Origin of the sequence: Streptomyces caelestis (genome assembly GCF_001279005.1) — a bacterium.
Taxonomy (GTDB): Bacteria; Actinomycetota; Actinomycetes; order Streptomycetales; family Streptomycetaceae; genus Streptomyces; species Streptomyces heliomycini.
In genome coordinates, this window is the sequence record NZ_LGCN01000017.1 from 69,374 (window position 1) to 94,477 (window position 25,104).

Consider the following 25,104-nt stretch of genomic DNA (forward strand, 5'->3'; position numbering starts at 1 on the left):
CACTGGACACAGGCAGTCTATTCAGCGGACGTGATCACCCGGCTGAAGGGCTGCCCCCCGTGAACCGAGCTCTCCCCGCTGTACGGCTGCGAGTCCCCACCGACGAGGACGCCGTCACCTGGCACCGGATCTTCGACCACCCCGACGTCATGGAGTTCCACGGCGGCAGGGCCGCGGAGCTGTCGGTCTACGAGGAGCTCACCGCCCGCCAGCGGCGGCACGACGCCGAGCGCGGCTTCTGCCTGTGGAGCATGCTCGACGAGTCCGGACGGGTCATCGGCTTCACCGGCGCCCAGCCGTGGGAGCGCGACTGGGGCCCGACGGGCGAGATCGAGATCGGCTGGCGGCTCGCGCGGGAGCACTGGGGCAAGGGGTACGTCACCGCGGCGGCCCTGGAGACGCTGGAGCGGGTGCGCGCGGCGGGCCCGACGGGCGTGGTGGCGATGGTGGACGCCCGCAACGCCCGCTCGACGGCGGTCGCCAGGCGGCTGGGCATGCGGCTCGCCGAGACCTTCACGATCCCGTCCTCGCGACGGGAGGGCCACTGCTACCGGCTCGACCTCTGACCACACCGCCCCCACCGCGACGTCACTCCCGGTAGCCGATTGTCACGGAACGCCACAAGACGCTTCCGTCGGACGCACCCCCGGCCTACCCTGCCGGTACCGCTGGGGGGTGACGTCCGTGCGTGGGACACCCGAGGGGTCCAGGACATCCGACGTGCGCGTGCCGCGCCTGGTCGGACTGATGGCCGTGGACGCGCGCGAGTCGGCCCGGGCACGGGGCCTGTCCGTCGACGCCCCGGACCGGCCGGACTTCCGGCTCGCCGTCGTCGACTACGTCGTGCGCCAGTATCCGCAGCCCGGCACGGAGGTGCCGCGGGACTCCGTGGTCCACGTGTGGTTCGACTTCGGTGAGGGCGAGGGCGGCGGAGGGGTGCGCGAGCCGCGCGGGCCGGCGCCGCCCGCGGGCGGGCTCCGGCGGGAACGGGAGGAGCCCGCCGCGCCCCGCGCGGCGGTGCTCAGCTCTCCTTGAAGCCCCGGTGCAGCGCGACCACTCCGCCCGTGAGGTTGCGCCACGCCACCTTCGACCAGCCGGCGCCCTTCAGCCGTCCGGCCAGCGCGGGCTGGTCGGGCCAGTCGCGGATCGACTCGGCGAGGTAGACGTACGCGTCCGGGTTGGACGACACCGACCGGGCGACCGGCGGCAGCGCGCGCATCAGGTACTCGGTGTAGACGGTGCGGAACGGCGCCCACGTCGGGTGCGAGAACTCGCAGATGACGATCCGCCCGCCGGGCCGGGTCACCCGGTGCATCTCGCGCAGGGCCGCGTCCGTGTCCTGCACGTTGCGCAGCCCGAAGGAGATGGTGACGGCGTCGAACACGTCGTCCTTGAAGGGCAGCCGGGTCGCGTCGCCGGCCGTGTACGGGAGCCAGGCGTTGTTCCGCTTGCCGACCCGGAGCATGCCCTGGGAGAAGTCGCAGGGCACGACGTAGGCGCCGGCGCGGGCGAAGGGCATCGACGAGGTGCCCGTGCCGGCCGCCAGGTCCAGGACCTTCTGCGCGGGCCGGGCGTCGACGGCCCGCGCGACCTCCTTGCGCCACCGCCGGTCCTGGCCGAGGGAGAGCACATCGTTCGTCAGGTCGTATCGTTCCGCGACGTCGTCGAACATCGAGGCGACTTCGTGCGGCTGCTTGTCCAGGGATGCGCGGGTCACGCGCCCATTCTTGCAGCCCGCCCGGCCCGTACGGCCGGTACGGTCGCCTTGCGGTGCGCTCCCGTCAGCCGCCCGTCCCCGCCGGCATCCCGACCTCGCCCGTCCGCTTCAGCTTCTGCCAGCGCAGCCGGCCGCCGGTCAGGGCGGTGACGCAGGAGTGGATGAGGACGAGGTACATCATCTGCCGGTACGCGAACTGCTGCAGCGGCATCATCAGCAGGTACCGGTACTTCTCGCGGTCGAGCCGGAAGGCGTACGCGGCGCACACCAGCTGTACGCCCAGGACGGCGAACCAGGCCGACAGGGCCGCCCGGAAGTCGACGAAGAGCATCGAGTACACGGTGAACACGTCGATGAGCGGAGCGAACACCGGCGTGACGATCTGGAACAGCACCACCAGCGGCATGCCGACCCGTCCGAACCGTCCCGAGGGCCCCTTGTCCATGAGGGACCCGCGGTGCTTCCACAGCGCCTGCATGGTGCCGTACGACCAGCGGTGGCGCTGCGACCACAGCTGCCGCAGCGACCGGGGGGCCTCGGTCCACGCGCGTGCGTGCTCCTCGTAGACGACCCGCCATCCCGCGCGGTGCAGCGCGATGGTGATGTCGGTGTCCTCGGCGAGGGTGTCCTCGCTCATCCCGCCGACCTGGAGCACGGCCTCGCGGCGGAACGCGCCGATCGCGCCGGGGATGGTCGGCATGCAGCGCAGCAGGTCGTACATGCGCCGGTCGAGGTTGAAGCCCATCACGTACTCGATGTGCTGCCAGGCGCCGATGAGCGTGGAGCGGTTGCCGACCTTGGCGTTGCCCGCGACGGCGCCCACCGACGGGTCGGCGAAGGGCTGCACCAGGCGGCCCACGGTGTCCGGTTCGAAGACGGTGTCGCCGTCCATCATCACGACGATGTCGTGCCGCGCGCTGCGGATGCCGTTGTTCAGGGCGGCCGGCTTGCCCGCGTTCTCCTGCCGGATCACCCGGACGCCCGGCAGGCCGAGCCCTTCGGCGAGCTCCGCCGTGCCGTCCGTGGAACCGTCGTCGACGACGACGATCTCGATCGGATGGGTGCTCTCGGCCAGCGACCGCAGGGTGTTCTCGATGCACTCCTTCTCGTTGTACGCCGGGACGATCACGCTGACCGGCCGGGTGACGGGCGGCCCCCAGCCGAAGCGGCGTCCGTTGCGCTGCCGGTGGTGGCGCCGGGCGAGGACGAGCATCAGCCCGAACCGTCCCATGACGGCCACGCCCACGATCACCAGGCCGGCCGAGAGCGCGGGCACCGTCCACTCGGCGACGGCGACGGCCGCGAGGAGCGCCTTGCCCTCGTAGCGGAGCGTGCCGGTGGCGGGGCGGTGGGAGGCCTGGAGCGCGTCGCCGGTGCCGGACGGAGCACCGGGGCCGCCCGCCCCGGATCCGCCGGCGGACTGCTGCTGTTGCCGCCGCTCGGCCGTGGCGCCGCTGACGGTGGTGAAGCTGTAGCCCTTCGCCCGCATCTTCTCGATGTACTCCGACAGCGCCGCGAGGGTCTGCGTGCGGTCGCCGCCGGAGTCGTGGAAGAGCACCGAGGCGCCCTCCCCGTCCTCCGGGGTGGCCCCTTCGACGATCTTCGCGACGCCCGGTTCCTTCCAGTCCTCGCTGTCGGTGTCGACGAAGACGCTGGTGTACCCCTCCTGGCCGAGCTGCTGGTAGACCTGCCAGCTGTAGTTGTCGACGGCGTCCGCCCCGGAGGAGTACGGAGCCCGGAACAGCGTGGTGGTGATCCCGGCCGCGCCCGCGAGCGCGAGCTGGGTCTGCTCCATCTCGCGGGTGACGCGGGAGGCGCTCTGGTACGACAGGTCGACGTGCGTGAAGGTGTGGACGCCGATCTCGTGGCCCTGCTCGACCAGGTCCTCCACGATGTCGGGGTGGCGCGACACCATCGAGCCGACCACGAAGAACGTGCCGGGCACGTCGTACTTCTCCAGCACCTCCATGACCTTCGGCGTCCAGGTGGGGTCCGGTCCGTCGTCGAAGGTGAGCACGATCGTCCTGTCCGGGACGGAGACGGTCTCGGCCTGTCCGCCGGGGAAGCCGAGGATCGGGCCGCCGTCGAGGATCTCGTCGGGCACCTCGGAGGACGAGGCCCCGCTGCGGACCCGCTGGTCGTCGCCGACCTCGGCGCGCAGATAGCCGTCGAGGAGCATCACGCAGGTCAGGGCGAGCAGGAGGAGCAGCGCGAGGAGGACCCGCGGCCGGTGCAGCGCGGCGGCCCGTCCGGCGGCGCGTTCCATGCGGGTGGGGGCGCGCCGTCTGCCGCGGGCGGGGGCCGTGGTCATGAGGTCGCCGCGGGAGCGGGGACGGCGGTGGCGCCCGGGGCGCCGGCCGGCGGGGACGGCGGTGCGCCGGTCGGGGCCACCCCGTTCCCCGGACCCGCGCCGCCGCCGGGACCGGTCTGCCCCTGCCCGGCCCCGAACGGCAGCAGCGAGGCCGGCGTGACCGAGGTGCCGATGCCCATGAAGGCCATGCCCAGCACGACCGCGTACCCGGCGCACACGGTCCCCAGGAGGAGACCGATCCGGCGCAGCACCTTGGCCCGGCGTCCGGAGGAGTCGACGAAGACGGGTCCTTCGCCGGGCCCGTCGGGGCGTTCGCGGTGACGGCCGCGCGCGGCGGCGCGGCTTTCGATGGCAGGATCGGAATGCATGGCCCGGACGGTAAAGGCCCGTATCCGGGGAAAACCCGGCGTCTCCTGTGGGTCTCCCGTGGGAACGCCGCGAACCTCTCCGTCCCCTGAGAATCGTCCGGAACCGGACGTACATCCTCAGGAAGCGCACAGATCCGTGTGCCACGGTGGCCGTCCACCCGACGTCTCACGAACGGAACGAGCACGATGCGCGGTCCACTGAAGTCCGTCGCCGGGCTCGCCCTCCTCCCCGCCCTGGCCCTGGTCGCGGCCACCGCGGGCTGCTCCGCCGGGGACACCGCGACGGACGCGGCCCCGGCGGCCCCCACCCCCTCGGCCTCGTCGTCGTCCGCGCCGGTCACCGCGTACGCGCCGTACGTCAGTTCCTCCACGGTCTCCGACACCGACTCGGCGGGCTCCCCCACGACGTACAACCTGGCGTTCGTGATCTCCTCCGGCAGCGGCTGCGCCCCGTCCTGGAACGGCGCCCAGGACATCGACGACGCGACCGTGACGTCCCGGATCGCGGGACTCACCGGGTCCGGCGCCGGCGTCCGGGTCTCCTTCGGCGGCGCCTCCGGCGACGAGCTGGCGGCCGCCTGCGACACCGCGGCCGAGCTGGCCGAGGCGTACGGCACGGCGCTGGACGCGGCCGGCGCCACCCGCGCCGACTTCGACGTCGAGGGCGACGAACTCGCCGACTCCGCCTCCGTGGACCTGCGTTCGGAGGCGATCGCGCTGCTCCAGGAGGAACGCGCCGGCCTGGAGGTCTCCTTCACCCTCCCGGTCATGCCGTCCGGGCTCGACGAGGACGGTCTGGCCCTGCTGGCGTCCGCGAACGACCACGGCGTCCGGGTCGCCACCGTCAACCTCATGACGATGAACTACGGCGAGTCCTACGACGGTGACATGGGCGAGTACGCCCTCACCGCGGCCGGGGCCGCGAACGCCCAGCTCCAGGACGTCTTCGGGCTGTCCGAGGCCGCCGCCTGGCGGGGCATGGCGCTCACCTCGATGCTCGGCGTCAACGACGTGGAGGGGGAGACGTTCACGCTCGAGGACGCGGCGCAGGTGCGCGCGTTCGCGGAGGAGAAGGGCGTCGCGTGGGTGTCGATGTGGTCGGCGTTCCGGGACCGGCAGTGCGGCGAGGACGCCTCCGCGGACGACCCGTCGACCGATTGCAGCGGGGTGGAGCAGGAGGACGGGGCGTTCGGGGAGGCGTTCGCGGGGTGAGGGCCGGGGCCGGCGCCGCCACGGGTCAGCGCCGCCGGTACACCAGGCGGCCGGCCACGACGGTGGCCACGCACGTGGACGCGCCGTCCCGCACGAGGGCGTCCCGGTCGGGCACGTCGAACACCGCGAACCGCGCCGGTTTCCCGGGGCCGAGGCCCGGCAGCAGCACGAGAGGAACCGGGGAGAGCGCGGCCGGTCCGGGCAGTGCGGCCGGACGCCCCGCCAGGGCGAGCCCGGCCCTGCGCACCGCGTCCAGGGCCTCGCGGCCGCGCAGCTCACCGGCGACCGCGACCGTTCCGTGCGCCAGCATGCGCTGCACTCCGCGGCGTGCGCTGGCGCCCCGCGCGGACGGTCCGGCGGCCAGGAGTGCCCGCGCGCGCTCCCCGAACACCGGCTCGGTGCCGAGCCGGTCCGCCTCGCGCGGGTCGGGGTGGTACGCCTGCTCCAGCAGTTCCGGACCGTAGGGGTTGAGCAGACCGGGCGTCAGGATGCCGGGCCACCGCCGCAGCCGGGCGCCCGGATGAGCGGCGGCCAGCCGTTCGTACGGGCCGACGGCGGCGATGTGCGCGCCGTCGACCACGACGGCGGTCTCGGGCGAGGCGTCGGCGGTGTGGAGGGTCAGCACGGGGACGTCAGTTGGCGGACAGGAGCTTCAGCTCCGGGTGGGCCGTGCCGCCCTCGATGGCGGTGGAGGAGATGTGGGAGACCACGCGGTCGTCGGCGGGGTCGTTCGCCGGGTCGTCGTGGACGACGAGGTGCTCGTACGTCGTCGACCGCTGGGCCGGGACCCGTCCCGCCTTGCGGATCAGGTCGATGATCTCCAGCCGGTTGGAGCGGTGCCTGGCGCCGGCGGAGGAGACCACGTTCTCCTCCAGCATGATGGAGCCGAGGTCGTCCGCGCCGTAGTGCAGGGAGAGCTGGCCGACCTCCTTGCCGGTGGTCAGCCAGGAGCCCTGGATGTGGGCCACGTTGTCGAGGAACAGGCGGGCGATGGCGATCATCCGCAGGTACTCGAAGAGGGTGGCCTGGGTGCGGCCCTTCAGGTGGTTGTTCTCGGGCTGGTAGGTGTACGGGATGAAGGCGCGGAAGCCGCCCGTGCGGTCCTGCACGTCACGGATCATCCGCAGGTGCTCGATCCGCTCGGCGTTGGTCTCGCCGGTCCCCATGAGCATGGTGGACGTGGACTCGACGCCGAGGCGGTGCGCGATCTCCATGATCTCCAGCCACCGCTCGCCGGACTCCTTGAGCGGCGCGATGGCCTTGCGGGGCCGGGCGGGGAGCAGCTCGGCGCCCGCGCCGGCGAAGGAGTCGAGCCCGGCCGCGTGGATGCGGGTGATCGCCTCCTCGACGCTCACCCCGCTGATCCGCGCCATGTGCTCGACCTCGCTCGCCCCCAGGCTGTGGATGACGAGCTGCGGGAACTCCTTCTTGATGGCGGCGAAGTGCTTCTCGTAGTACTCGACGCCGTAGTCCGGGTGGTGACCGCCCTGGAACATGATCTGGGTACCGCCGAGCTCGACGGTCTCGGCGCAGCGCCGCAGGATGTCGTCGAGGTCGCGGGTCCAGCCCTTGGCGGTGTCCTTGGGGGCCGCGTAGAAGGCGCAGAACCTGCACGCCGTGACGCACACGTTCGTGTAGTTGATGTTCCGCTCGATGATGTACGTCGCGATGTGCTCCGTACCGGCGTACCGGCGCCTGCGCACGGCGTCGGCGGCGGCGCCCAGCGCGTGCAGCGGGGCGTCGCGGTAGAGGTCGAGGGCCTCTTCGGGGGTGATCCGCCCACCGGCGGCGGCACGGTCGAGGACGGTCTGAAGGTCGGCCTTCTCGGTCACCGGGCGTCCCTTTCATAAGGGTGTGGACGGACCGATCCAGCGTACGCCAGCGCTTTGGGGCGACCGGCGTCAGGCCGCGTACGCCCCGATCAGCAGCCCCGCGAAGGCCCCGCCGATCAGGAAGGGGCCGAACGGGATCGCCGTCCTGCGCCCCGCCTTCCGGGCGACGACCAGGACACCCCCGTACAGCGCCCCGAACAGGAACCCGGCGAGGGTGCCGAGCATCACGGTCGGCCAGCCGTACCAGCCGAGGACGGCGCCCGCGCCGAGCGCGAGCTTCACGTCGCCGAAGCCCATGCCGCCCGGGTTGACGAGGAACAGCACGAAGTAGCCGGCGCCCAGCGCGAGCGCGCCCAGCAGGGCGGTGGTCCACTCCCCCGCGTGCTCGGGGGCGAGGGCGGCCGGGCCGAGCAGGGCGAGGGCGGCCCCGGCGAAGGGGAGGGTGAGCGGGTCGGGCAGCCGCTGCACCCGGAAGTCGACCACCGCCAGCAGCACCCCGACGGGCGCGAGCAGCAGCCAGACGCCCAGCTCGGGCCGGGTCCCGGTGGCGGCGGCGAGGGCGGCGCAGACGAGGGCGGTGACGACGACGGAAGCGGTACCGGGACCGTACGGCGGTCCCGCGCACGGCCCGCACCGGGCCCGCCCGAGCCAGCCGCCGACCGGGTGCCCCGCCGGGCACGCCGTCCGCCACTCCTCCCCCGACGGGACGGAGAACCGGTAGGCCGCGCGGGGCAGCGCCGCACCGGCCGCCGCGCCCCACAGCGCGGCGGCGACGACCAGCCAGAGGTCCAGGTACGCGCTCAGGTGGTCGTTCATCCCGCCGCCACGCCCGCGTCGCGCCACGCCGTCAGCGGCGCCCCGCTCCTCGGAACCGTCGAGCGGGACGGGCTGGAACCACGGCGTCGCGGCATGACGGATCTCCTGGGTGTGGGGAGGGAGGGCCTGCTGAGCCTCCGGAGATCCTAGGGACCCGAACGCCCCCGGTCGAAGACCTCGTCCCGCCACAACTCCCGGACGGGACCGGCGGATCGGCCGGTCAACCGCCGAACAGGTCCTCGGCCCGGGTGGCGTGAACGGCCCGGCGGGCCCTCTTCCCGGCCTTCCTCGCGCACCTGCTCCGCCACCGGGTGCCGGAAGAAGTAGTGGATCGCCGCCATCAGCTCTCCCTCCTGGCCGGTGTGATCAAGGAGTCAGATCGCGACGAGGTCACACCACACGTACTTGCCCCGGCTGCCGTCCCTCGCGTGGGGCTGCCGGCCCCACAGATCCGCGCAGGCCCGCACCAGGGCCATCCCCCGACCCTCCTCCGCCTCGGTGAGCTGCTCCCAGCGCCCCGGCGGCTCGGGCGGTTCCGGGTCCGTGTCCCACGCGCCGATGCGCAGCACGCCGTCCGACCAGCGCACACGCAACGCTGCCGGCCCCTTCCTGTGCCGTACGGAATTGGCGACCAGCTCGGTGGCCAGCAACTCGGCCGTGTCCGTGAGCCTGATCAGCCCGTGCATCGTAAGGATCAATCGGAGAGTACGGCGGCAGAGTGCCGTCTTCCTCGACTCCGAAGCTCAACTCGGCGCACTTCGGACGCTGTTCCATATGGTGGAGTCCGCGTCTCCCGAACCTGCGCACTCACGTGATTTCATCCACCGTCTGACGAAGGAGCTGTAAGGCACCATGACCACAACCGAACGCCGGCAGAGGGCGTCCCACTCCGGAAGCGGCGACGGCAACAACTGCGTGGAAATATCCCGCTCCCCCACCCGCACAGCCATACGCGACTCCAAACGCCCCGCCCACGGCCCTCTCTCCTTCCCGGGCCCCGTTTTCGACGCCTTCGTCGAAAACCTCAAGTCAGGCAGTGGGGAAGAGACCGGAGGCAAATGAGCGGGGTCCCGGTCTGCGAACAGACCGGGGCCCCGCTCACGTCGGAGACGGCGCTCAGAGCATCGTGGTGCGCACGTCGCCCGCGTGGCCCACCGAGCCGCCGATGCCGGCGGAGACGCAGAGAGGGCCCGCCTCGGCGTACACGCCCACGCCGACGGAGCCGTGGCCCAGGACGACGGCCGCGCCGGCGTCGATACCGGCGGAGACCGCCTGGCCGCCGGACACGTGGTCCAGGTCCGCGTCGGAGATCTCGGCCGTTTCCACCTGCGGGGAGAAAGTCATGGCTGGCCTTTCCGTTCATGTCGGGAATCGCAGCGGCGGGGAATTCGTCGGAAGCCCGGAATCGGGGACCATCACCGGCGAGCCGCGCGCACCGATCAAAGCACGCCGGTGAACGGTCCACCACTGTCACACTGTTGACGGACGCTCTCCCTGCGTCACCGAGTTCACCGGTGTGGAAGTGCCGTCACGGAATGGGCCGACGCCTTCACTCCATCCGCCGGTTCGTACACCGAACGGCCGCCGTGAGCCGGAGGGCCGGGCGATTTCCCGCCCCCGGATCCCGGCTCCTCCGCATCCCCCGCGTTCCGCGCGGTCTCCCGGTGAACGGTGTGCGGGTCCGAGGGATGTTTCGCGACGGCGGGCGCCTCGTCCCGGTGCCCGGCGGTCAGACGGCCGGCAGTGCGTAGATCTCGGGTCCGTGGGTGACCAGCAGCCGGTTGCCGAAGACGGCCACCTGCCACGGTTCGCCGTTGTCCTCGTTGTCGTCGTAGACCCAGCGGACCTTGCCGGTCCGGGCCTCCAGCGCGACGACGCCGCCGCCGGACAGGCCGCCGGTCGCCCCGTACAGGGAGGAGCCGACGCGCAGGAACGTCTCCGGTCCGTTGGCCTCCAGGTCGTCGCAGAGCCAGGTCCGCTTCCCGGTCTTGACGTCCACCGCCCAGACGCCGTCGTCGTGGTCGCTGACGTACAGCACGCCGTCGATCACCGACGGGTTGTTGAAGGCCCCGCGGCCGTTGGAGGACAGGGTCCAGCGGGTCTCGCCCGTGTCGGCGTCGAGGGCCGTCAGCTCGTCGCCCGGCAGGAAGACGAGACCGCCGGCGACCGTGGGCTGCCAGGTCCAGTCCTCACCGATCTTCTCGGTCCACAGCTGCGCGCCCGTGGCGGTGTCCCGCACCGTGAGGTTGCGACGGGAGTCGGCGTACACCAGGTGCTTGCCGGAGACGCTGCCCTGGACGTCGTAGTCCTTGGTGCCCCAGTCCCGTCGCTGCAGCCACGTCTTCCTGCCGGTGGTGTGGCTGACGGCGGCCACGGCCGTGCGGTACTCCGTGGCGCTCCTGGACTCGCCGTAGTCGTTCGCCGTGACGTAGACGTTCTCGTCGTCGGCGGCGATGGCGGAGTCGACCTTCAGGGACGTGCCCAGCCTGCTCCGCCAGACCTCCTCACCGGTCTTCACGTCGAGGGCGACGAGCACTCCGTCGTAGCCTCCGTCGGCCAGGAACACCTTGCCGTCGTGGAAGAGGAGGGGCTCCCCCGGCCGGCACGCCTCCTTCTTCGACCAGCGGGCCTTCCCCGTCGTCACGTCGTAGGCGACGAGCGGGTCGCCGCTGATCAGCAGGAGGCCGTCGTGGGTGAGCAGCGGTACGAGGGAGGTGGTGCTGTCCTCCGCCGCCGACTCGTGCCACAGGGGCTGGGGCGCCACACCGGGCGGCGGCGTGGTGAACCGCTCCCCGGCTGGTTCGGCCGAGCCGCCCCGGCCCGCAGCGTCCGTCGTGGAAGGGGAGTCCTCCCCGTCCTGGGCGATCCACCAGGCGGCTCCGCCGCCCACCGCGGCGACACCGGCGGCGCCCAGTGCCAGGCCGAGCACCCGGCGACGGGGCCGGACGGCGCCGGTGCCCGGTCCGCCGAGCCGCACCGTGCCGGGCGGGGGCGTGCCCGGACCACCTCCGTGGGCGGCGGGGCCGTGACCCGGCGTCGGTGCGCTCCCGTACCCCGGGGCCGGCGCACCGCCGGGGTGATCGCCGTACGCCCGGGCCGGGTCATCCGCGCCGGATCCCGCCGTCATGGTCGGCGCCGGGCCGAAGGACGCCACGGCCGGAGCCGGTTCCGGGGCGTCCAGGTCGAGGATCCCCGCCGCGTGCGTCGCGATCGTCGACGCCACCGCCGACGGCAGCCAGTCGGTCAGGACGGGCTCGACGCCTCGCGGAGCGAGGGACGTCACGATCTGCTCCGGTGTGGGGCGCTGGGCGGGGTCCTTCATCAGACACGCGCGGACCAGGCCCAGCAGCGACTGCGGCACGCCGGTGAGGTCGGGCTCGCCGTGCACGACCTGGTACAGCAGCGCGGCGTGCGAGGAGGCCCCGTCTCCGAAGGCCCCCCGGCCGGTCGCCGCGAACGCGAGCACCGCGCCCAGGGAGAAGACGTCGCCCGCCGTGCCGACGTCCTTGCCCTGGGCCTGCTCCGGGGACATGTAGCCGGGCGAGCCGACCACGACTCCTGTCTGGGTCATACGGCTTCCGTCGACCGCCCGCGCGATGCCGAAGTCGATGACGCGGGGGCCGTCGGCGGCCAGCAGCACGTTGGACGGCTTGAGGTCGCGGTGGATCAGGCCCGCCGCGTGCACCTCCTGCAGCGCCGCGGCGAGACCCGCGGCCAGGGCGTGGACGGTGCGCTCCGGCAGCGCGCCGTGCGCGGCGACCACGTCCGTGAGGTCGGGGCCGAGCACGTACGACGTCGCGAGCCACGGCAGGGACGCCTCCGGGTCGGCGTCCACGACCGGCGCGGTGTAGCGGCCGGACACCGCCTTGGCTATCTGCGCCTCATGCCGGAAACGGGCCCGGAAGTCGGCGTCCGACGCGAGGTCCTGACGGACCACCTTCACGGCGACGGTGCGGCCGCCGGGCGAACGCGCCAGGTAGACGCGTCCCATGCCGCCGGCGCCGAGTCGTCGCAGCAGGCGGTAACCGCCCAACTCGCGCGGGTCGTCCGGCTGCAGAGTCTCCATGGTGGCCTTCCCCGTCGTGATGCCCGTGCGGCACGTGCCGCGCCCGGTGGCGTTCGTCGAGCAGACACCCTAAAGGAGCGTCAGGAGACGGACGGTGGCCGGGAGCAGGCGGAAGGCGGTCACCCGATCTTGGACAACCGGGCCTTCGGCGCCCCCGATTCCCTGCTGTCCGACTCGTGGACGAGGTCGTCGCCGGCCGGGGTGAGGCGGACCGTGTGCGCGGCCCGGCTGCAGACGTCGCGGTTGGTCTCCGCGCCGACGGAGGTCGCGACGAGCTGCTTCTCCGTGACCTGCTTCAGGGTGAGGACGTCGTCGCAGACGCCGCCGAGGATGTCCGTGTGCCGGAGGGTACCCATCCGTTCGCCCACCTCGGCCTGCTCGAGCGTCACCCGGAACGTGCCGAGGTAGGTGGTGGGGACGGTGAGGGGGGCGGCCGGCGCTTCGGACGAGCTCCCGCCGTCGGACCGGGCGGCGCCGTCGGAGTCGCCCGGCAGCCGGTCGCGCACGAACACGGAGCCGACGGTCACCGCGGCCGGCGCGCCCGCCACCGCGAGGGCGACCGTGCAGCTGACGCGGCGGCCCCGGCCGCCGCGGCCGGGGGAGGAGGCGGCCGCGAAGGAGACGGACAGCTTCCCGGGGGCGCCCCGGTCCACCGGCTCGGTGGGCGGGTGCGGGGTCACGGGGGCGGGGGCGGCGCGTCACGGGGCCCGGGGACGGCGGCCGTGCCCGGCCCCCGTGTTCCCGGCTGTGTCCCCGGCATCGCGGGCGGCGGGCCGAAGACCCCGGACGCCGCGCCGGCCGGCGCGGGGCCGCCCGCGGCCTCAGGGCCGGAGCAGATCGACCTTCACGTCCGCCGGGAAGCCCGTCGTCGGCCCGACCCTGCGGGCGAACTCGGCGACCGCCTCCAGCTGCGGGGCGCCGAAGCTGAAGTCGAGGGTGGTGAAGTACTGCGCCAGGGTCGCCTCGTCGAAGGCCTCCCAGCGGGCCGCCTGCTCGGCGACCTTGTCGACCTCCTCCAGGGAGAGGTTGCGGGAGGCGAGGAAGGCCTCGTGCACCTTGCGGGTGATGACCGGCTCGCGCTCCAGGTAGTCGCGGCGCACCGCCCACACCGCGAAGACGAACGGCAGGCCCGTCCACTCCTTCCACAGCGCGCCCAGGTCGTGCACGTCGAGCCCGTAGCGGGGCCCGTCGAGCATGTTCGCGCGCAGGGCCGCGTCCCCGATGAGGACGGCCGCCTCGGCCTCCCGCATCATCAGGCCCAGATCGGGCGGGCAGGTGTAGTAGTCGGGCCGTACGCCGTACCGCTCGGCGAGGAGGAGCTGGGCGAGGCGTACGGAGGTGCGGGAGGTCGACCCGAGGGCGACCCGCGCTCCGTCCAGCCGGTCCAGCGGGACCTGCGAGGCGATCACGCACGACATCACGTCGCCGTCGCAGCCGACGGCGATGTCGGGGAAGGCGACGAGCCGGTCCGCGTGCTTGAGGAACTCGACGAGGGTGACGGGCCCGATGTCGAGGTCGCCCTGCACCAGCTTCTCACTGAGCTTTTCCGGGGTGTCCTTCGTCAGCTCGAAGTCGAGGAGCGTGCCCGTTCTCGCGAGCCCCCAGTACAGGGGCAGGCAGTTCAGGAACTGGATGTGGCCGACGCGCGGCCGGGTGCGAGGATTGTCCACATCGTGAGGCTAGCCCTCGCCCCCGGCGGCCCGGCCCTCACCCCCCGCTCGCCCACGTGTTCGATCGGATGCCCGTGACGGACGAGGTGTTCAAACATTCGGGTGACGTGATCTTTACCTCTCTTGCATTCGGGTACCCGCGTGCTAGGCTCTTCCGCAAGTTGCAGTTTGGTTTCCCTTGCAGTACAGAGCCTGCGGAGCATGTGACCGCGGGCTCTCGTCGTTCTCAGACGGATGCACTTGTGCGGAATTGGTCTTCACACTTGCTGGTTCTGGAGCAGGGCAACCCTTTGGGCCCAAGGAGGGCTTATGGCTACCGGAACCGTGAAGTGGTTCAACGCCGAAAAGGGCTTTGGTTTCATCGCCCAGGAAGGCGGCGGCCCCGACGTCTTCGTCCACTACTCCGCGATCAACGCGAGCGGCTTCCGCTCCCTTGAGGAGAACCAGCAGGTGTCCTTCGACGTCACGCAGGGTCCGAAGGGCCCGCAGGCGGAGAACGTCACCCCGGTCTGATCCTCGCCGATCCGGGAACGACCAGCAGTACCCAAGGAGCCCCGCGCCGTCAGGCGACGGGGCTCCTGCCCTTCCGGGACCTCGTTGAATTCCCGGCGAATTCTTCCCATACGTACTACATGATCAGCATGAATTGCATATCGTGCTCCAGCGCCTCGCACGAATGCCGCACCTCACCGCGATACGGCGTGTGGTCCTCCGGTCCGAGTCCGGCGCCTTCCTCTCCGGCGGCCTGCCTTCACCCGGCGCGTTCGACCGGCTCGGAGCGGCGCGGCGCGGGCCCGGGCGAGTGAACCGCTGTCCGCCGGTGCGGTGGTCCCGTGGGTGGCGCCGCCGGCGACGGGCGCCCGCCGAGGGCAGAGGCTCCGCGGGCCGGGCACGTACGGGCCGGGCTGTCAGTGGAGACGCGTAGGGTCACCGCCCATGACCGCCACCGAAGCCGATCACGTAGTCGCGACCCGCACCTTCTACGACGCCGTCGCCGAGGACTACGCCGCCCGGTTCCGCGACCAGCTCGTGGTGAGACCGCTGGACCGGGCGCTGCTGGCCGGTTTCGCCGAGCTGGTCGGGGAGGGCGGCCGAGTGGCCGACCTGGGGTGCGGCCCCGGAGCGGTGACCGCGCACCTCGCCTCCCTCGGCCTCTCCGTCCTCGGCCTCGACCTGTCGGAGGGGATGCTCGCGATCGCCCGCCGCGAGCACCCCGGTCTGCGCTTCGAGCAGGGCTCGATGCGGAACCTGGACCTGCCCGACGGCGCCCTCGCCGGCGTGGTCTCCTGGTACTCCACCATCCACACCCCGCAGGACGAACTGCCCTCCTTCTACGCCGAGTTCCGCCGGGTCCTGGCGCCCGGGGGCCATCTGCTGCTCGCGTTCCAGTGCGGCGACGAGCCCCGCCGCCACGAGCACCCCTGGGGTCACCCGGTCACCCTCGACTTCCGGCGCATGCGGCCCGGACGCATCGCCCCGCTCCTGGAGGCGGCCGGTTTCACCCTCGTCCAGCAGACGGTGCGCGCGGCCGACACCGACCAGGGCGAGTCGACCCCCCAGGCGCTCCTGATCGCCCGCGCCACGCGGTGACCTACCCGCCGTACAGCCCCTCCACCTCCGCCGCGAAGTCCCGCAGGATCTCCTCCCTGCGCAGCTTCATCGACGGGGTCAGATGGCCCGCCTCCTCGGTGAAGTCCACCGGGAGGACGGTGAAGCGGCGGATCGACTCCGGGCGGGAGAGCATCTTGTTGGCCTCGTCGATCGCGCGCCGCAGGATCGCGTACAGCTCCTCGTCGTCGAGGACGAGCTCCGGTGGAACCGGGTGCCTGCCGTTCATCCGGCGCCAGTGGGTGAGGCCGGCGGGGTCGAGGGTGATCAGGGCACAGACGTAGGGGCGGTTGTCGCCGACCACCATGACCTGGGAGATCAACGGGTGCGCGCGGAGCCAGTTCTCCAGCGGGGCCGGGGCGACGCTCTTGCCGCCGGAGGTGATGATCAGCTCCTTCTTGCGGCCCGTGATGGTCAGGTAGCCCTCGTCGTCCAGCTCGCCGAGGTCGCCGGTGCGCAGCCAGCCGTCGCGGGCGGCGGACACGACTCCGCCCGCCCGGGTGTCCCAGTAGCCGCGCAGCACGTGGCCGCCGCCGACCAGGATCTCGCCGTCCGCCGCGATACGGATCCGGGTCCCCGGCAGCGGCCAGCCCACCGTGCCCAGGCGGGGTTTCAGCGGGGGTGTCACCGTCGACGCGCCGGTGGTCTCCGTCAGGCCGTAGCCCTCGAAGATCTCGATGCCGGCGCCGGCGTAGAACGCGGCGAGGCGGGGGCCGAGCGGGGAGCCGCCGCAGATGGCGTACCGCACCTTGCCGCCCATGGCGTTGCGGATCCTGCGGTAGACCAGCGGGTCGTAGAAGGCGCGGGCCGTCCTCAGGGAGCGGGACGGGCCGGGGCCCGTTCCCGCCCGGCGGGCCTCGACGGCCTCGCCGTAGCGGCCGGCCACCGAGGCCGCGCGGTCGAAGGCCGAGAGCCGTCCGCCCGACTCGGCCTGGGCGCGGGCGGTGTTGAAGACCTTCTCCAGCATGTACGGGATGGCCAGCAGGCAGGTGGGCCGGAAGCTCGCCAGGTCGGGCAGCAGGTCCTCGGCGGCCAGGCTCGGCGCGTGGCCGAGGCGCACCCGGGCGCGTACGCAGGCGACGGCGACCATCCGGCCGAAGACGTGGGACATCGGCAGGAAGAGGAGGACGGAGGCCTCTTCGCCGGTCCGGGCCCTGAAGACGGGGTAGAGCAGCTCGATGGCGTTGTCCACCTCGGCGAAGAAGTTGCCGTGGGTGAGGGCGCAGCCCTTGGGGCGGCCGGTGGTGCCCGAGGTGTAGACGAGGGTGGCGAGGGTGTCGGGGTCCAGCACGCCGCGGCGCACGTCCACCTCGGCGTCCGGCAGGTGCGCCCCGGCTTCCGCCAGGGCGTCGACGTGGCCCTTCTCCATGACCCACACCCGCCGCAGGTCGGGAAGGTGCGGGAGCTCGGGGCCGAGGGCGGCGGCCTGCCCCGCGGTCTCCGTGACCAGGGCGACCGCGCCGGAGTCGTGCAGGATCCAGCGGGCCTGGAAGACGGAGGAGGTGGGGTAGACCGGGACGGTGACCAGTCCGGCGGCCCACGCGGCGAAGTCGAGGACGGTCCACTCGTAGACCGTGCGGGCCATGACGGCGATCCGGTCGCCCGGCACCAGTCCCTCGGCGATCAGGCCCTTGGCGACGGCCAGGACCTCGGCGGCGAATCGTTTCGCCGTGATGTCCCGCCAGCCGCCGTCCGCCGTCTTCCGGCTGAGCACCACCGCGTCCGGCGCCGCGTTCGCGTTCTCGAACGGCAGGTCGGCGAGCGATCCGTGCCGCACCTGCCGGGCGAGCGGCGGTACGGACGCTTCCCGTACGACGCCGTCCAGCCGCCGGATCTCCGGCTCGACCAGGACGGGTGCTCCGTGGACGTCGTCGTCGAGAGCGGAGGAAGAGGCGGTGGACACGGGGCGGCTCCTGGGGCGTGCAGGGGGGACTGCGTGATGCCACGACGTACGTGCCCCGCACGCCGAGGCGCTCACCGGCGGCTCCCGGGAGGCGGAGTCGTCACCGGTCGTGCCGGGATCGTACGGCTCCGGCGTGGAAGGCCTGTGCGGGTACGGGGAGGGTCCCGGGCCGGGCGTGTGCAATGTCGGAGGTTGCGTGAGGGTCGCTCACGTACGCTCCAGGATCGCCGTCACGCCCTGTCCGCCCGCCGCGCAGATCGAGATCAGCCCGCGTGCGGGGGCGTCCCGTTCGGCGAGGAGTTTCGCCAGGGTCGCCACGATGCGGGCGCCGGTGGCGGCGAAGGGGTGGCCGGTGGCCAGGGACGAGCCCGCCACGTTCAGCCGCGAGCGGTCGACGGGCGCGAGGCCGCGCTTCTCCCAGGCGGCCAGCGTGGCCAGCACCTGGGAGGCGAACGCCTCGTGGACCTCGACCAGGTCGAAGTCCGCCATGCCGAGCCCGGCGCGCTCCAGCATGCGCGGGACCGCGTACGCGGGCGCCATCAGCAGGCCGTCCTCGCCGCCGGCGACGTCGCCGTGCACGAAGTCCACGGCGGCCGTCTCGTACGCGGTCAGGTGGGCCAGGGGTTCCAGGCCCCGCTCCGCCGCCCACTCCTCGCTCGCGAGCAGTACCAGCGCCGCGCCGTCGGTGAGCGGAGTCGAATTGCCCGCCGTCATGGTGGGTCCGGGCGCGTCGAGGCCGAACACCGGCTTCAGCGCGGCGAGTCTCTCCACCGTCGAGTCCGGCCGCAGGTTCTGGTCGCGGTCCAGGCCCCGGAAGGGCACCACCAGGTCCGTCAGCAGGCCGCGTTCGTACGCCGCCGCCAGTCGCCGGTGGCTGGTCGCCGCCAGTTCGTCCTGGGCCTCGCGGGTGATGCCCCAGGCGCGTGCGGTGACCGCGGCGTGCTCGCCCATGGACAGGTGCGTGCGCGGTTCGGCGTTGCGCGGGATGTCGGGGACGAGGTGGCCGGGGCGCACCTTGGCCAGCGCCTTGAGGCGGGCGACGGGCGACTTCGCGCGCCGTGCCCGGAGCAGCAGCTTGCGCAGGTCGTCGTTGACGCCGAGGGGCGCGTCGCTCGCGGTGTCGGCGCCGCCGGCGATCGCGGCGTCCGTCTGGCCGAGGGCGATCTTGTTGGCGGCGGCGACGACCGCCTGGAGTCCGGTGCCGCAGGCCTGCTGGATGTCGTAGGCGGGGGTGCGGGGGTCGAGCGCCGAGCCGAGGACGGTCTCGCGGGCGAGGTTGAAGTCGCGGCTGTGCTTGAGGACCGCCCCCGCGACGAACTCCCCCACCGCGCCCGGCGCCCGCAGCCCGTACCGCTCGACGAGGCCGTCCAGCGCGGCGGTGAGCATCTCCCGGTTGGAGGCGGTGGCGTAGGGGCCGTCGGAGCGGGCGAAGGGGACGCGGCTGCCGCCGATGACCGCGACGCGCCGGACGGCGGCCGGCTTCAGGGTGCTCATCTCGACCTGCTCCTCACCGGTGACATAGGATTACCTCCGGTAACCTTACTCCAGAGTAAGCACGTTCGGAGCAGGCACGGCGAGCACGGAGGAACCCCCCATGGCCGACCGCTATCTCAGCTTCACCGGCACCGCGCCCGGCCGCTTCCTCACGCGCCGCCTGGGCCTTCCCCGGCCGGCGCCGTTGCGGCGCTGGTCACCGGAGCGGCCGGACCTGGACGGCGGCCTGCTCCACCTCACGGCCGGGACGTCCGGCCTCGGCCTCGCCCCCGTCCTCGCCCGCACGGGCCCCGGCGCGGACGACACCGGCCGGCCCGCCGCCGTCGTCCTGGACGCGAGCGGGATACGGGACGTCGAAGGGCTCGCCGAGGTGCACGCGGCCCTGCACCCCGTTGTGCGGTCGGTCGCCGCGAGCGGCCGGATCGTGGTGCTCGGCGCCCCGCTCGACCCCGCCGACCACCACCGGGCCGCCGCCCAGCAGGCGCTGGAGGGCTTCACCCGCTCCCTCGGCAAGGAGACCGGCCGGGGCATCACCGTGAACCTGGTCCGCCTCACCGACGCCCCCGCCGCCGAGTCCACCCTCCGCTTCCTGCTCTCCCCCAAGTCCGCCTACGTCAGCGGCCAGGTGATCGAGGTCGCCGGGCACGCGGCCCCCGTCCCCCACGACGCGGAGCGCCCCCTGTCCGGCCGCACCGCCCTGGTGACCGGCGCCGCGCGCGGCATCGGCGAGGCGGTCGCCGAGACCCTGGCCCGGGACGGCGCCAGGGTGGTCGTCCTGGACGTCCCGCAGGCCGAGGCGGACACCCGGCGCGTCGCCGAACGGCTCGGCGGGAGGGCGCTCCCCCTCGACATCACCGCCGCCGACGCGGGCGCCCGCATCGCCGACGCCCTCCCCGACGGCCTCGACGTCCTCGTCCACAACGCGGGCGTCACCCGGGACCGCCGCCTGGTCAACATGGACGCCGAGCGCTGGAGTTCCGTCCTGGAGGTGAACCTGGCGAGCGTGCTGCGCACCACCGACGCGCTGCTCGCCGCCGGGGCCCTGAAGCGGGGCGGGCGGATCGTCGCCACGGCGTCCATCGCGGGCATCGCCGGGAACGCCGGCCAGACCAACTACGGGGCGAGCAAGGCGGGCGTCACCGGCCTGGTCCGCGCCCTCGCACCGCACGCCCTCGCCGAACACGGGGTGACCGTGAACGCCGTGGCGCCCGGCTTCATCGAGACGAGGATGACGGCCGCCGTCCCGCTGTTCATCCGCGAGGCGGGCCGCCGGATGAACTCCCTCGCCCAGGGCGGCCTGCCCGCCGACGTCGCCGAGACCACCGCCTGGCTCGCCCACCCGGCCTCCGGCGCGGTGAACGGCCAGGTCGTACGGGTCTGCGGCCAGAGCCTGCTGGGAGCGTGAACGCCCCATGACGTCCGCCCCCGCGCCCACCGTGGAACTCTCCGCGCCCCCCGCCCTCGCGCCGCTCCTCGCCCGCGGCGCCCTGCTGTCGCCCTTCAAGCGCCCGCGCCCCGACGCCGCCCACCCCCGCACCCGGCTGGTGCTGCCCGCGCTGCGCGTCGACGCCGCCCGGCTCGCCGCCTACGAGCGGGTGTGCGGCTTCCCGACCGGCGAGGACGCGCTGCCGGTGACGTACCCGCACGTGCTGGGCTTCCCGCTCGCCATGCGGCTGATGAGCGGGCCGGGCTTCCCGCTCCCGCTGCTCGGCCTCGTCCACACGTCGCTGCGGATCACCCGGCGCCGGACGACGGCGGCCACGGGCGCGTACGGGCTGACGGTGCGCGTCGACGGGCTGGCCCCGCACCGGCGCGGCACCCAGGCCGCCGTGGTCACCGAGATGAGGGACGGCGGGGACGTCGTGTGGGAGTCGCGGAGCACGTACCTGGCCCGGCACCGGACCGCCTCCGCGCACCCGGCCGACGCGAGGGAGGACCCCGCCGCCCTGCCCGCCGTCGAGGAGTGGCGCCTGGCCGGGGACGTCGGACGGCGCTACGGCGCCGTCTCCGGCGACCGCAACCCGATCCACCTGCACCCGCTCACCGCCCGGCTCTTCGGCTTCCCCCACGCCATCGCGCACGGCATGTGGACCGTGGCCCGCTGCCTCGCCGCCCACGGCACCCCGGACGCGGTCGAGGTCCGCGCGGACTTCCGGGCGCCGGTGCCGCTGCCGGGGACGGTGACGTACGCCGCGGAGGGCGGGCGCTTCGCGCTGCGCGGCGACCGCGGCCGGACTCACGTGACCGGGGAGGTCCGCCCCGTCTGAGCCCCGGTGGCGCCGGTGTCGGGCCCGGAGTCGTCGGGCGGAATCCAGCGGCGGCCGGCCATCAGGTCGCCGAGACCCGCCCAGGCGAAGTTCATCAGGGTCGCCGCCGACTGCCGGGCCGTGACGCCCGGCGTGGCGTTGGCCCAGTCCGCGAGGGACTCGGCGGCTCCGACCAGGGCCTCCGCGAGCCCCGAGACCTCACGCTCGGGCAGGTCAGGGTCCCGGTGGGCGTCGCGGGCGGCGGCGAGGATGAGCTGCGTCACGAACGCCACGATCTCCGCGCGCATCACGGCCACCTCGGCGGCGAAGACCTCGCCGTGGGTGCGGGCCTGGAGGTGCAGCACCGCCCAGCCGTCCGGGTGCCGGGCGGTGTGCGTGAAGAACGCCGTCAGCCCCGACCAGAGCTGGCGGTCGGCCGGCAGACCGGGGCGGGCGCCCGCGCGCACCGCCTCGGTGAGGGCCGTCGCCTCCCGCCGGATGCACGCGGTGAACAGGTCCTCCTTGGAGTTCAGGTACAGGTACACCAACGGCTTCGAGACCCCCGCCAGTTCGGCGATCTCGTCCATCGACGCGGCCGTGTACCCCCGTTGCCCGAAGGTCCGCACGGCGGCGTCCAGCATCTGCTGTTCACGGACCGCACGCGGCATCCGCTTCGTCTTCACGGCACCCATGGGACACAGCGTACGGTCCGTCCCTCACCGCGGGTCCCGGCCGCCGCCGTCCCCCGGCCCCGTCCGGTCGCCGAGGACGGGCCGGTCGCCCGCCGTCAGCCGGGGCAGCAGCTGCGCGGTGAACAGCGTGGACAGCGCCGAGGTGTCGGTGCCGCCGTCGGTGCGCACCACCACCGGCTGCGGGGCCTTCCCGGCCAGCCCCGCGCCCACCTCGAGGCGCCTGCGGGCCAGTTCGTACTGGAGCACCGCCCGGTTGTCCCGGTAGGCCTTGGCCAGGGCGCGCTGGGCGCGGGCCTCGTTCTCGGCCGCGATGAGCCCGCTGCGACCGCGCGTCTCGATCTCGAACCGCACCCGCTGGGCCTCGGTCTCCTGCCGCTCCAGCAGCTGGGCGACCTCCTCGCGGGCCCGGTTCAGCGCCGCCTTCACCTCGACGATCCGGGCGTCGCGCACCTTCTTGGCCCGCTCGATGTCCATGCCCAGGCTGTCGATGCGCCGCTTGCGGGTCAGCCCCCACTCCTGCTCGTAGGCGGTGCGCTCCTTGGCGATCCGCTCCCGGGTGGCCAGGTGGTGCTGGTACTGCGTCGGCAGCTGCACGTCGGGGATGTTGCAGCCGGTGATGCGCACGCCGTAGCCGGACAGCTGCCGGTTGAGCAGTTCCTGCATGTCGGCCACGTCCGAGCCGCGCAGGTCGTAGGCGCGCTCGGTGCGCATCTGGCGGGCCCGCTGCCGGATCGCGTCCTGCACGGCGCTGGACAGCACCAGGTCGAAGTTGCCGGCGCCGATGGTGCGGACGAACAGCACGGCGTCGGTGATGCGGAACTTCAGGAAGAACTCGATCGCGCGCAGCGGCACGTTCTCCTGCGTGGGGCAGGCCATGACCGGCGCCGAGTAGGGGATCTCGGTGGCCGTGTCGACGACGAAGTCGACCCGCGACCAGGGGTGCCACAGGTAGTGCCGGCCGGCGTCCAGGGTGCGCACGACGGCGCCGTAGCGGGTCAGCACGCCGTTGGTGCCCTGCTCGATCTCGACGATCGAGGAGCGCCACCACCACAGCGTACCGATCAGCAGCAGCACCACGCCGGCGACGTAGGAGACGGTGGCCGGCGCGCCGTGGGCGAGGTCGGCCACGCCGTCGGAGTCGGCCTCCCGCAGCGTCAGCATCACGCCCGTCAGCAGGGCGTAGGCGCCGAGCCAGAGCGGCAGCATCCACCACAGCCGGCGGCGGTGGCGGGGGATGATCACCGGAATGAGGGTGTCGGCCTCACCGCCGCGCAGCAGCCGGGCGATGTCGCTCCAGGGGGCGACGGCCTCGGAGATGACCGAACGGCGGCGGGTACGGGCGGAGCTCACTGCTGGGCCTCCTCGGCGGACTCGGACACATCACTCGACCCGGCGCTCTCCGCGGACACGGGCGCCTCGCCCGCCCCGGCACCCTCGGGCACCTGCGGCACCGTCGGCCGCTCGGCCGCCAGCAGCGCGCCGATCTCCTCCTCGCGGGCGGCGATCCGCTCGGACACCTCCGCCAGCCGGTCCCGTACGGCGGCCATGTCCGCGTCGGTGAACAGCTCGGCCCCGCGCTCGCCGATCAGCTCCCGGGCCAGTTCGAGGAAGTCGATCCCGGCCGCGCCGGTGCCGTCCACGCCGCCGACGCGCACCAGCCGGGGCAGGTGGTCGGCGACCTGCTCCAGGGTGTCGAGCACCTGCTGCTGATAGCGGTACTCGAGGATCTCCGGCGCCTGCGCTGCGGTCACCGCGCGGATGTCGAGGGCCTGCGCCTCCAGCAGCGCCGCGTTGGCCTTGGCCTCCGACTCGGCCTGCACGTAGCGCTGGCGGGCCAGCGCCTCGGCGCGGTTGGTCTCGCGCTCCACGGCGGTGTCCATCTGCGCCTGGTACTGGGCGATGTCGGCCTGGATCGCGGAGAGCGTCTCCTGGCTGGAGGCGAGCTCCCGGGTCAGGTCGCCCTCGTCCTGCTCCTTGCGCAGCTGGAGCGCGTACTCGTGGGTGTACGCCTCCTTGGCCACGCGCACCATCTCGGGGGCGGCCAGGTCCATCCGGTAGCGCCGGTCCGAGGGCTCGGCGTGCGTGATGTTGGCGTTGGTCAGCTCCACCGCGGGCCGGAACTGCTGGTTGAGCTGCTCCAGCAGACGGCCGCTGTCCTCACCGACCATGTCGTAGATGCCGGACGCCTCCTGCTCGTAGATCAGGCTGCGGATGGTCTCGCTGACGGCGTTGCCGAGCTTCTCCTCGAACCCGCGCACGGCGCCGAGGGTGTAGACGAACTCGACCGGGTCGCTGATCCGGAACTGGATGAACAGGTCGATGGACGCCTTCACCCCGCCCTTGGTCGGGGCCTCGCGCACCGGCGCGTTGAACGGGTACTCACGGGTCGTGTTGACGATGTACGACACCCGCTTCCACGGGCTGAGCAGGGTGACCCGGCCGGGGCCGACGACCTTCTCCAGCTTGCCGAACCGGGTGATCATCGCCTGGCAGCCGTCCGGCACCATGACCAGGCCCTGCCGCCACCACACGAACGCGACGGCGAGCAGCACGACGACCCAGTAGTGCACTCCGAACAGCGGGTTCGTGAGCCCGCCGCCACCGGTCGCCGACACGACGGAGGCGCCCACGGCGCCGACCACCAGCAGCGACAGCACCGGCAGCATGGACAGCAGGGAGCGGCCCTTGGGCATCACCATCGGGCAGATGGCGTGCGCCACCTTCCCGTCCTCGCGCAGCTGCTCGCTGCGGCCCAGCGCCTCCCCCGCCTCGTCCAGCGGCACCGTCTTCTGCCGCATGACGGTGTCGACGGAGCTCCCGTCCTGTTCCCGGGCCGCCGGGAAGTCGGCCGGGTCCATCCCCTCGCCCTCGGCCTCCTGACGCCCGTCGCGATCCTCCCCGGTGTTCCGGGACGGCGCGCCGCCCCCTCCGGTGCGGCGGCGCAGTTCGTCCTGGGCCGCCGTGCGCGGATCGGTGCCGGACGCGACCGCCTCGGCGACGTTGCGCAGACTCTGCGCCCGCGTGCGTGCCACGGTCTCCCCCTTCGCATGTGGTGCTGATCCCTGCCGGATCATCGACGTGGTCCACGCGCGTCATGCGACGCACGTGGTCCAGGTGATCCCACACCACCGGGCGGACAGGGATAAGGGGCGCTCCCAGCAACGGTCAC

General features: G+C 73.3%; 23 protein-coding genes and 2 pseudogenes. 9 read left to right on the forward strand and 16 right to left on the reverse strand.

Going from position 1 to position 25,104, the window contains the following annotated elements:
• The first annotated feature begins 59 nt into the window (after positions 1-59).
• Complete coding sequence (locus ADK41_RS02775) at positions 60-566, forward strand: GNAT family N-acetyltransferase (RefSeq protein WP_030823255.1); 507 nt, start codon at positions 60-62, stop codon at positions 564-566.
• A gap of 154 nt (positions 567-720) precedes the next feature.
• The gene (locus ADK41_RS02780) at positions 721-1,035 is read left to right on the forward strand and encodes a PASTA domain-containing protein (protein ID WP_030823243.1); all 315 of its coding nucleotides are present in this window, start codon (positions 721-723) and stop codon (positions 1,033-1,035) included.
• Here the strand turns inward: ADK41_RS02780 and ADK41_RS02785 are convergent.
• The 3 genes from ADK41_RS02785 to ADK41_RS02795 form a co-directional block, all read right to left on the reverse strand.
• Positions 1,022-1,717 (reverse strand): demethylmenaquinone methyltransferase, encoded by a 696-nt coding sequence (locus ADK41_RS02785; protein WP_030823240.1) that lies wholly within the window; start codon positions 1,715-1,717, stop codon positions 1,022-1,024. The genes ADK41_RS02780 and ADK41_RS02785 overlap by 14 nt on opposite strands.
• A gap of 64 nt (positions 1,718-1,781) precedes the next feature.
• Positions 1,782-4,028 carry a bifunctional polysaccharide deacetylase/glycosyltransferase family 2 protein gene (locus tag ADK41_RS02790; protein ID WP_030823237.1) on the reverse strand — a complete coding sequence of 749 codons (2,247 nt, stop codon included), beginning with the start codon at positions 4,026-4,028 and terminating at the stop codon, positions 1,782-1,784.
• A complete protein-coding gene (locus tag ADK41_RS02795) occupies positions 4,025-4,396 on the reverse strand; it encodes a hypothetical protein (RefSeq protein ID WP_030823235.1) in 372 nt (123 codons plus the stop codon). The genes ADK41_RS02790 and ADK41_RS02795 overlap by 4 nt, the downstream gene beginning before the upstream one ends.
• A gap of 186 nt (positions 4,397-4,582) precedes the next feature.
• Between ADK41_RS02795 and ADK41_RS02800 the strand changes: the two genes are divergently transcribed.
• Positions 4,583-5,608, forward strand: coding sequence for a chitinase (locus tag ADK41_RS02800; protein ID WP_030823231.1), 1,026 nt, complete (start codon positions 4,583-4,585; stop codon positions 5,606-5,608).
• A 25-nt stretch (positions 5,609-5,633) separates the two neighbouring features.
• Here the strand turns inward: ADK41_RS02800 and ADK41_RS02805 are convergent, their stop codons facing one another.
• The 4 genes and pseudogenes from ADK41_RS02805 to ADK41_RS02820 form a co-directional block, all read right to left on the reverse strand.
• Complete coding sequence (locus ADK41_RS02805) at positions 5,634-6,233, reverse strand: imidazolonepropionase-like domain-containing protein (protein ID WP_030823228.1); 600 nt, start codon at positions 6,231-6,233, stop codon at positions 5,634-5,636.
• A gap of 7 nt (positions 6,234-6,240) precedes the next feature.
• Positions 6,241-7,440: a cyclic dehypoxanthinyl futalosine synthase gene (gene mqnC / locus ADK41_RS02810; protein WP_030823226.1), complete on the reverse strand. Its 1,200-nt coding sequence runs from the start codon at positions 7,438-7,440 to the stop codon at positions 6,241-6,243.
• Positions 7,441-7,509: 69 nt separating this feature from the next.
• On the reverse strand, positions 7,510-8,256 hold the full coding sequence (locus ADK41_RS02815) for a prepilin peptidase (protein WP_030823223.1): 747 nt from the start codon (positions 8,254-8,256) through the stop codon (positions 7,510-7,512).
• Between the two features lie 374 nt (positions 8,257-8,630).
• Positions 8,631-8,972 (reverse strand): annotated as a pseudogene (locus ADK41_RS02820) (ATP-binding protein); the annotation flags it as partial.
• A 4-nt stretch (positions 8,973-8,976) separates the two neighbouring features.
• On the opposite strand from ADK41_RS02820, the pseudogene ADK41_RS42725 reads away from it, so the two are divergent.
• Both ADK41_RS42725 and ADK41_RS38655 read left to right on the forward strand, forming a co-directional pair.
• A pseudogene (locus ADK41_RS42725) lies at positions 8,977-9,102 on the forward strand (transcriptional regulator); the annotation flags it as partial.
• A gap of 6 nt (positions 9,103-9,108) precedes the next feature.
• Positions 9,109-9,318, forward strand: coding sequence for a DUF397 domain-containing protein (locus ADK41_RS38655; protein WP_078661865.1), 210 nt, complete (start codon positions 9,109-9,111; stop codon positions 9,316-9,318).
• Between the two features lie 54 nt (positions 9,319-9,372).
• Here ADK41_RS38655 and ADK41_RS02825 read toward each other — a convergent pair whose 3' ends face one another.
• The 4 genes from ADK41_RS02825 to ADK41_RS02840 form a co-directional block, all read right to left on the reverse strand.
• Entirely contained in the window at positions 9,373-9,600 is a 228-nt protein-coding gene (locus ADK41_RS02825) for a hypothetical protein (RefSeq protein ID WP_030823217.1), read from the reverse strand.
• A 385-nt stretch (positions 9,601-9,985) separates the two neighbouring features.
• On the reverse strand, positions 9,986-12,322 hold the full coding sequence (locus ADK41_RS02830) for a protein kinase domain-containing protein (RefSeq protein WP_030823214.1): 2,337 nt from the start codon (positions 12,320-12,322) through the stop codon (positions 9,986-9,988).
• Between the two features lie 119 nt (positions 12,323-12,441).
• Positions 12,442-13,002: a hypothetical protein gene (locus ADK41_RS02835; RefSeq protein ID WP_030823211.1), complete on the reverse strand. Its 561-nt coding sequence runs from the start codon at positions 13,000-13,002 to the stop codon at positions 12,442-12,444.
• 141 nt (positions 13,003-13,143) lie between these two features.
• Positions 13,144-13,992 carry a menaquinone biosynthetic enzyme MqnA/MqnD family protein gene (locus ADK41_RS02840; protein ID WP_030823208.1) on the reverse strand — a complete coding sequence of 283 codons (849 nt, stop codon included), beginning with the start codon at positions 13,990-13,992 and terminating at the stop codon, positions 13,144-13,146.
• A gap of 309 nt (positions 13,993-14,301) precedes the next feature.
• On the opposite strand from ADK41_RS02840, the gene ADK41_RS02845 reads away from it, so the two are divergent.
• Positions 14,302-14,505 carry a cold-shock protein gene (locus ADK41_RS02845; RefSeq protein ID WP_003992177.1) on the forward strand — a complete coding sequence of 68 codons (204 nt, stop codon included), beginning with the start codon at positions 14,302-14,304 and terminating at the stop codon, positions 14,503-14,505.
• Between the two features lie 423 nt (positions 14,506-14,928).
• On the forward strand, positions 14,929-15,582 hold the full coding sequence (locus tag ADK41_RS02850) for a class I SAM-dependent methyltransferase (RefSeq protein ID WP_030823205.1): 654 nt from the start codon (positions 14,929-14,931) through the stop codon (positions 15,580-15,582).
• Position 15,583: 1 nt separating this feature from the next.
• On the opposite strand, the gene ADK41_RS02855 is transcribed toward ADK41_RS02850, so the two are convergent.
• Both ADK41_RS02855 and ADK41_RS02860 read right to left on the reverse strand, forming a co-directional pair.
• Positions 15,584-17,503, reverse strand: coding sequence for an AMP-dependent synthetase/ligase (locus ADK41_RS02855; protein ID WP_030823202.1), 1,920 nt, complete (start codon positions 17,501-17,503; stop codon positions 15,584-15,586).
• 207 nt (positions 17,504-17,710) lie between these two features.
• On the reverse strand, positions 17,711-18,997 hold the full coding sequence (locus tag ADK41_RS02860) for an acetyl-CoA C-acetyltransferase (RefSeq protein WP_030823199.1): 1,287 nt from the start codon (positions 18,995-18,997) through the stop codon (positions 17,711-17,713).
• Positions 18,998-19,097: 100 nt separating this feature from the next.
• Between ADK41_RS02860 and ADK41_RS02865 the strand changes: the two genes are divergently transcribed.
• Both ADK41_RS02865 and ADK41_RS02870 read left to right on the forward strand, forming a co-directional pair.
• Entirely contained in the window at positions 19,098-20,402 is a 1,305-nt protein-coding gene (locus tag ADK41_RS02865; RefSeq protein ID WP_030823197.1) for a 3-oxoacyl-ACP reductase, read from the forward strand.
• Positions 20,403-20,409: 7 nt separating this feature from the next.
• A complete protein-coding gene (locus ADK41_RS02870; RefSeq protein ID WP_030823194.1) occupies positions 20,410-21,264 on the forward strand; it encodes a MaoC family dehydratase in 855 nt (284 codons plus the stop codon).
• Here ADK41_RS02870 and ADK41_RS02875 read toward each other — a convergent pair.
• The 3 genes from ADK41_RS02875 to ADK41_RS02885 are packed head-to-tail and all read right to left on the reverse strand — an operon-like array spanning position 21,234 to position 24,967.
• The gene (locus tag ADK41_RS02875; RefSeq protein WP_030823191.1) at positions 21,234-21,935 is read right to left on the reverse strand and encodes a TetR/AcrR family transcriptional regulator; all 702 of its coding nucleotides are present in this window, start codon (positions 21,933-21,935) and stop codon (positions 21,234-21,236) included. The two genes, ADK41_RS02870 and ADK41_RS02875, sit on opposite strands and share 31 nt — an antisense overlap.
• 24 nt (positions 21,936-21,959) lie before the next feature.
• Positions 21,960-23,285, reverse strand: coding sequence for an SPFH domain-containing protein (locus ADK41_RS02880; RefSeq protein ID WP_037803773.1), 1,326 nt, complete (start codon positions 23,283-23,285; stop codon positions 21,960-21,962).
• Positions 23,282-24,967, reverse strand: coding sequence for an SPFH domain-containing protein (locus ADK41_RS02885; RefSeq protein WP_051843060.1), 1,686 nt, complete (start codon positions 24,965-24,967; stop codon positions 23,282-23,284). The genes ADK41_RS02880 and ADK41_RS02885 overlap by 4 nt, the downstream gene beginning before the upstream one ends.
• Positions 24,968-25,104: the final 137 nt, after the last annotated feature.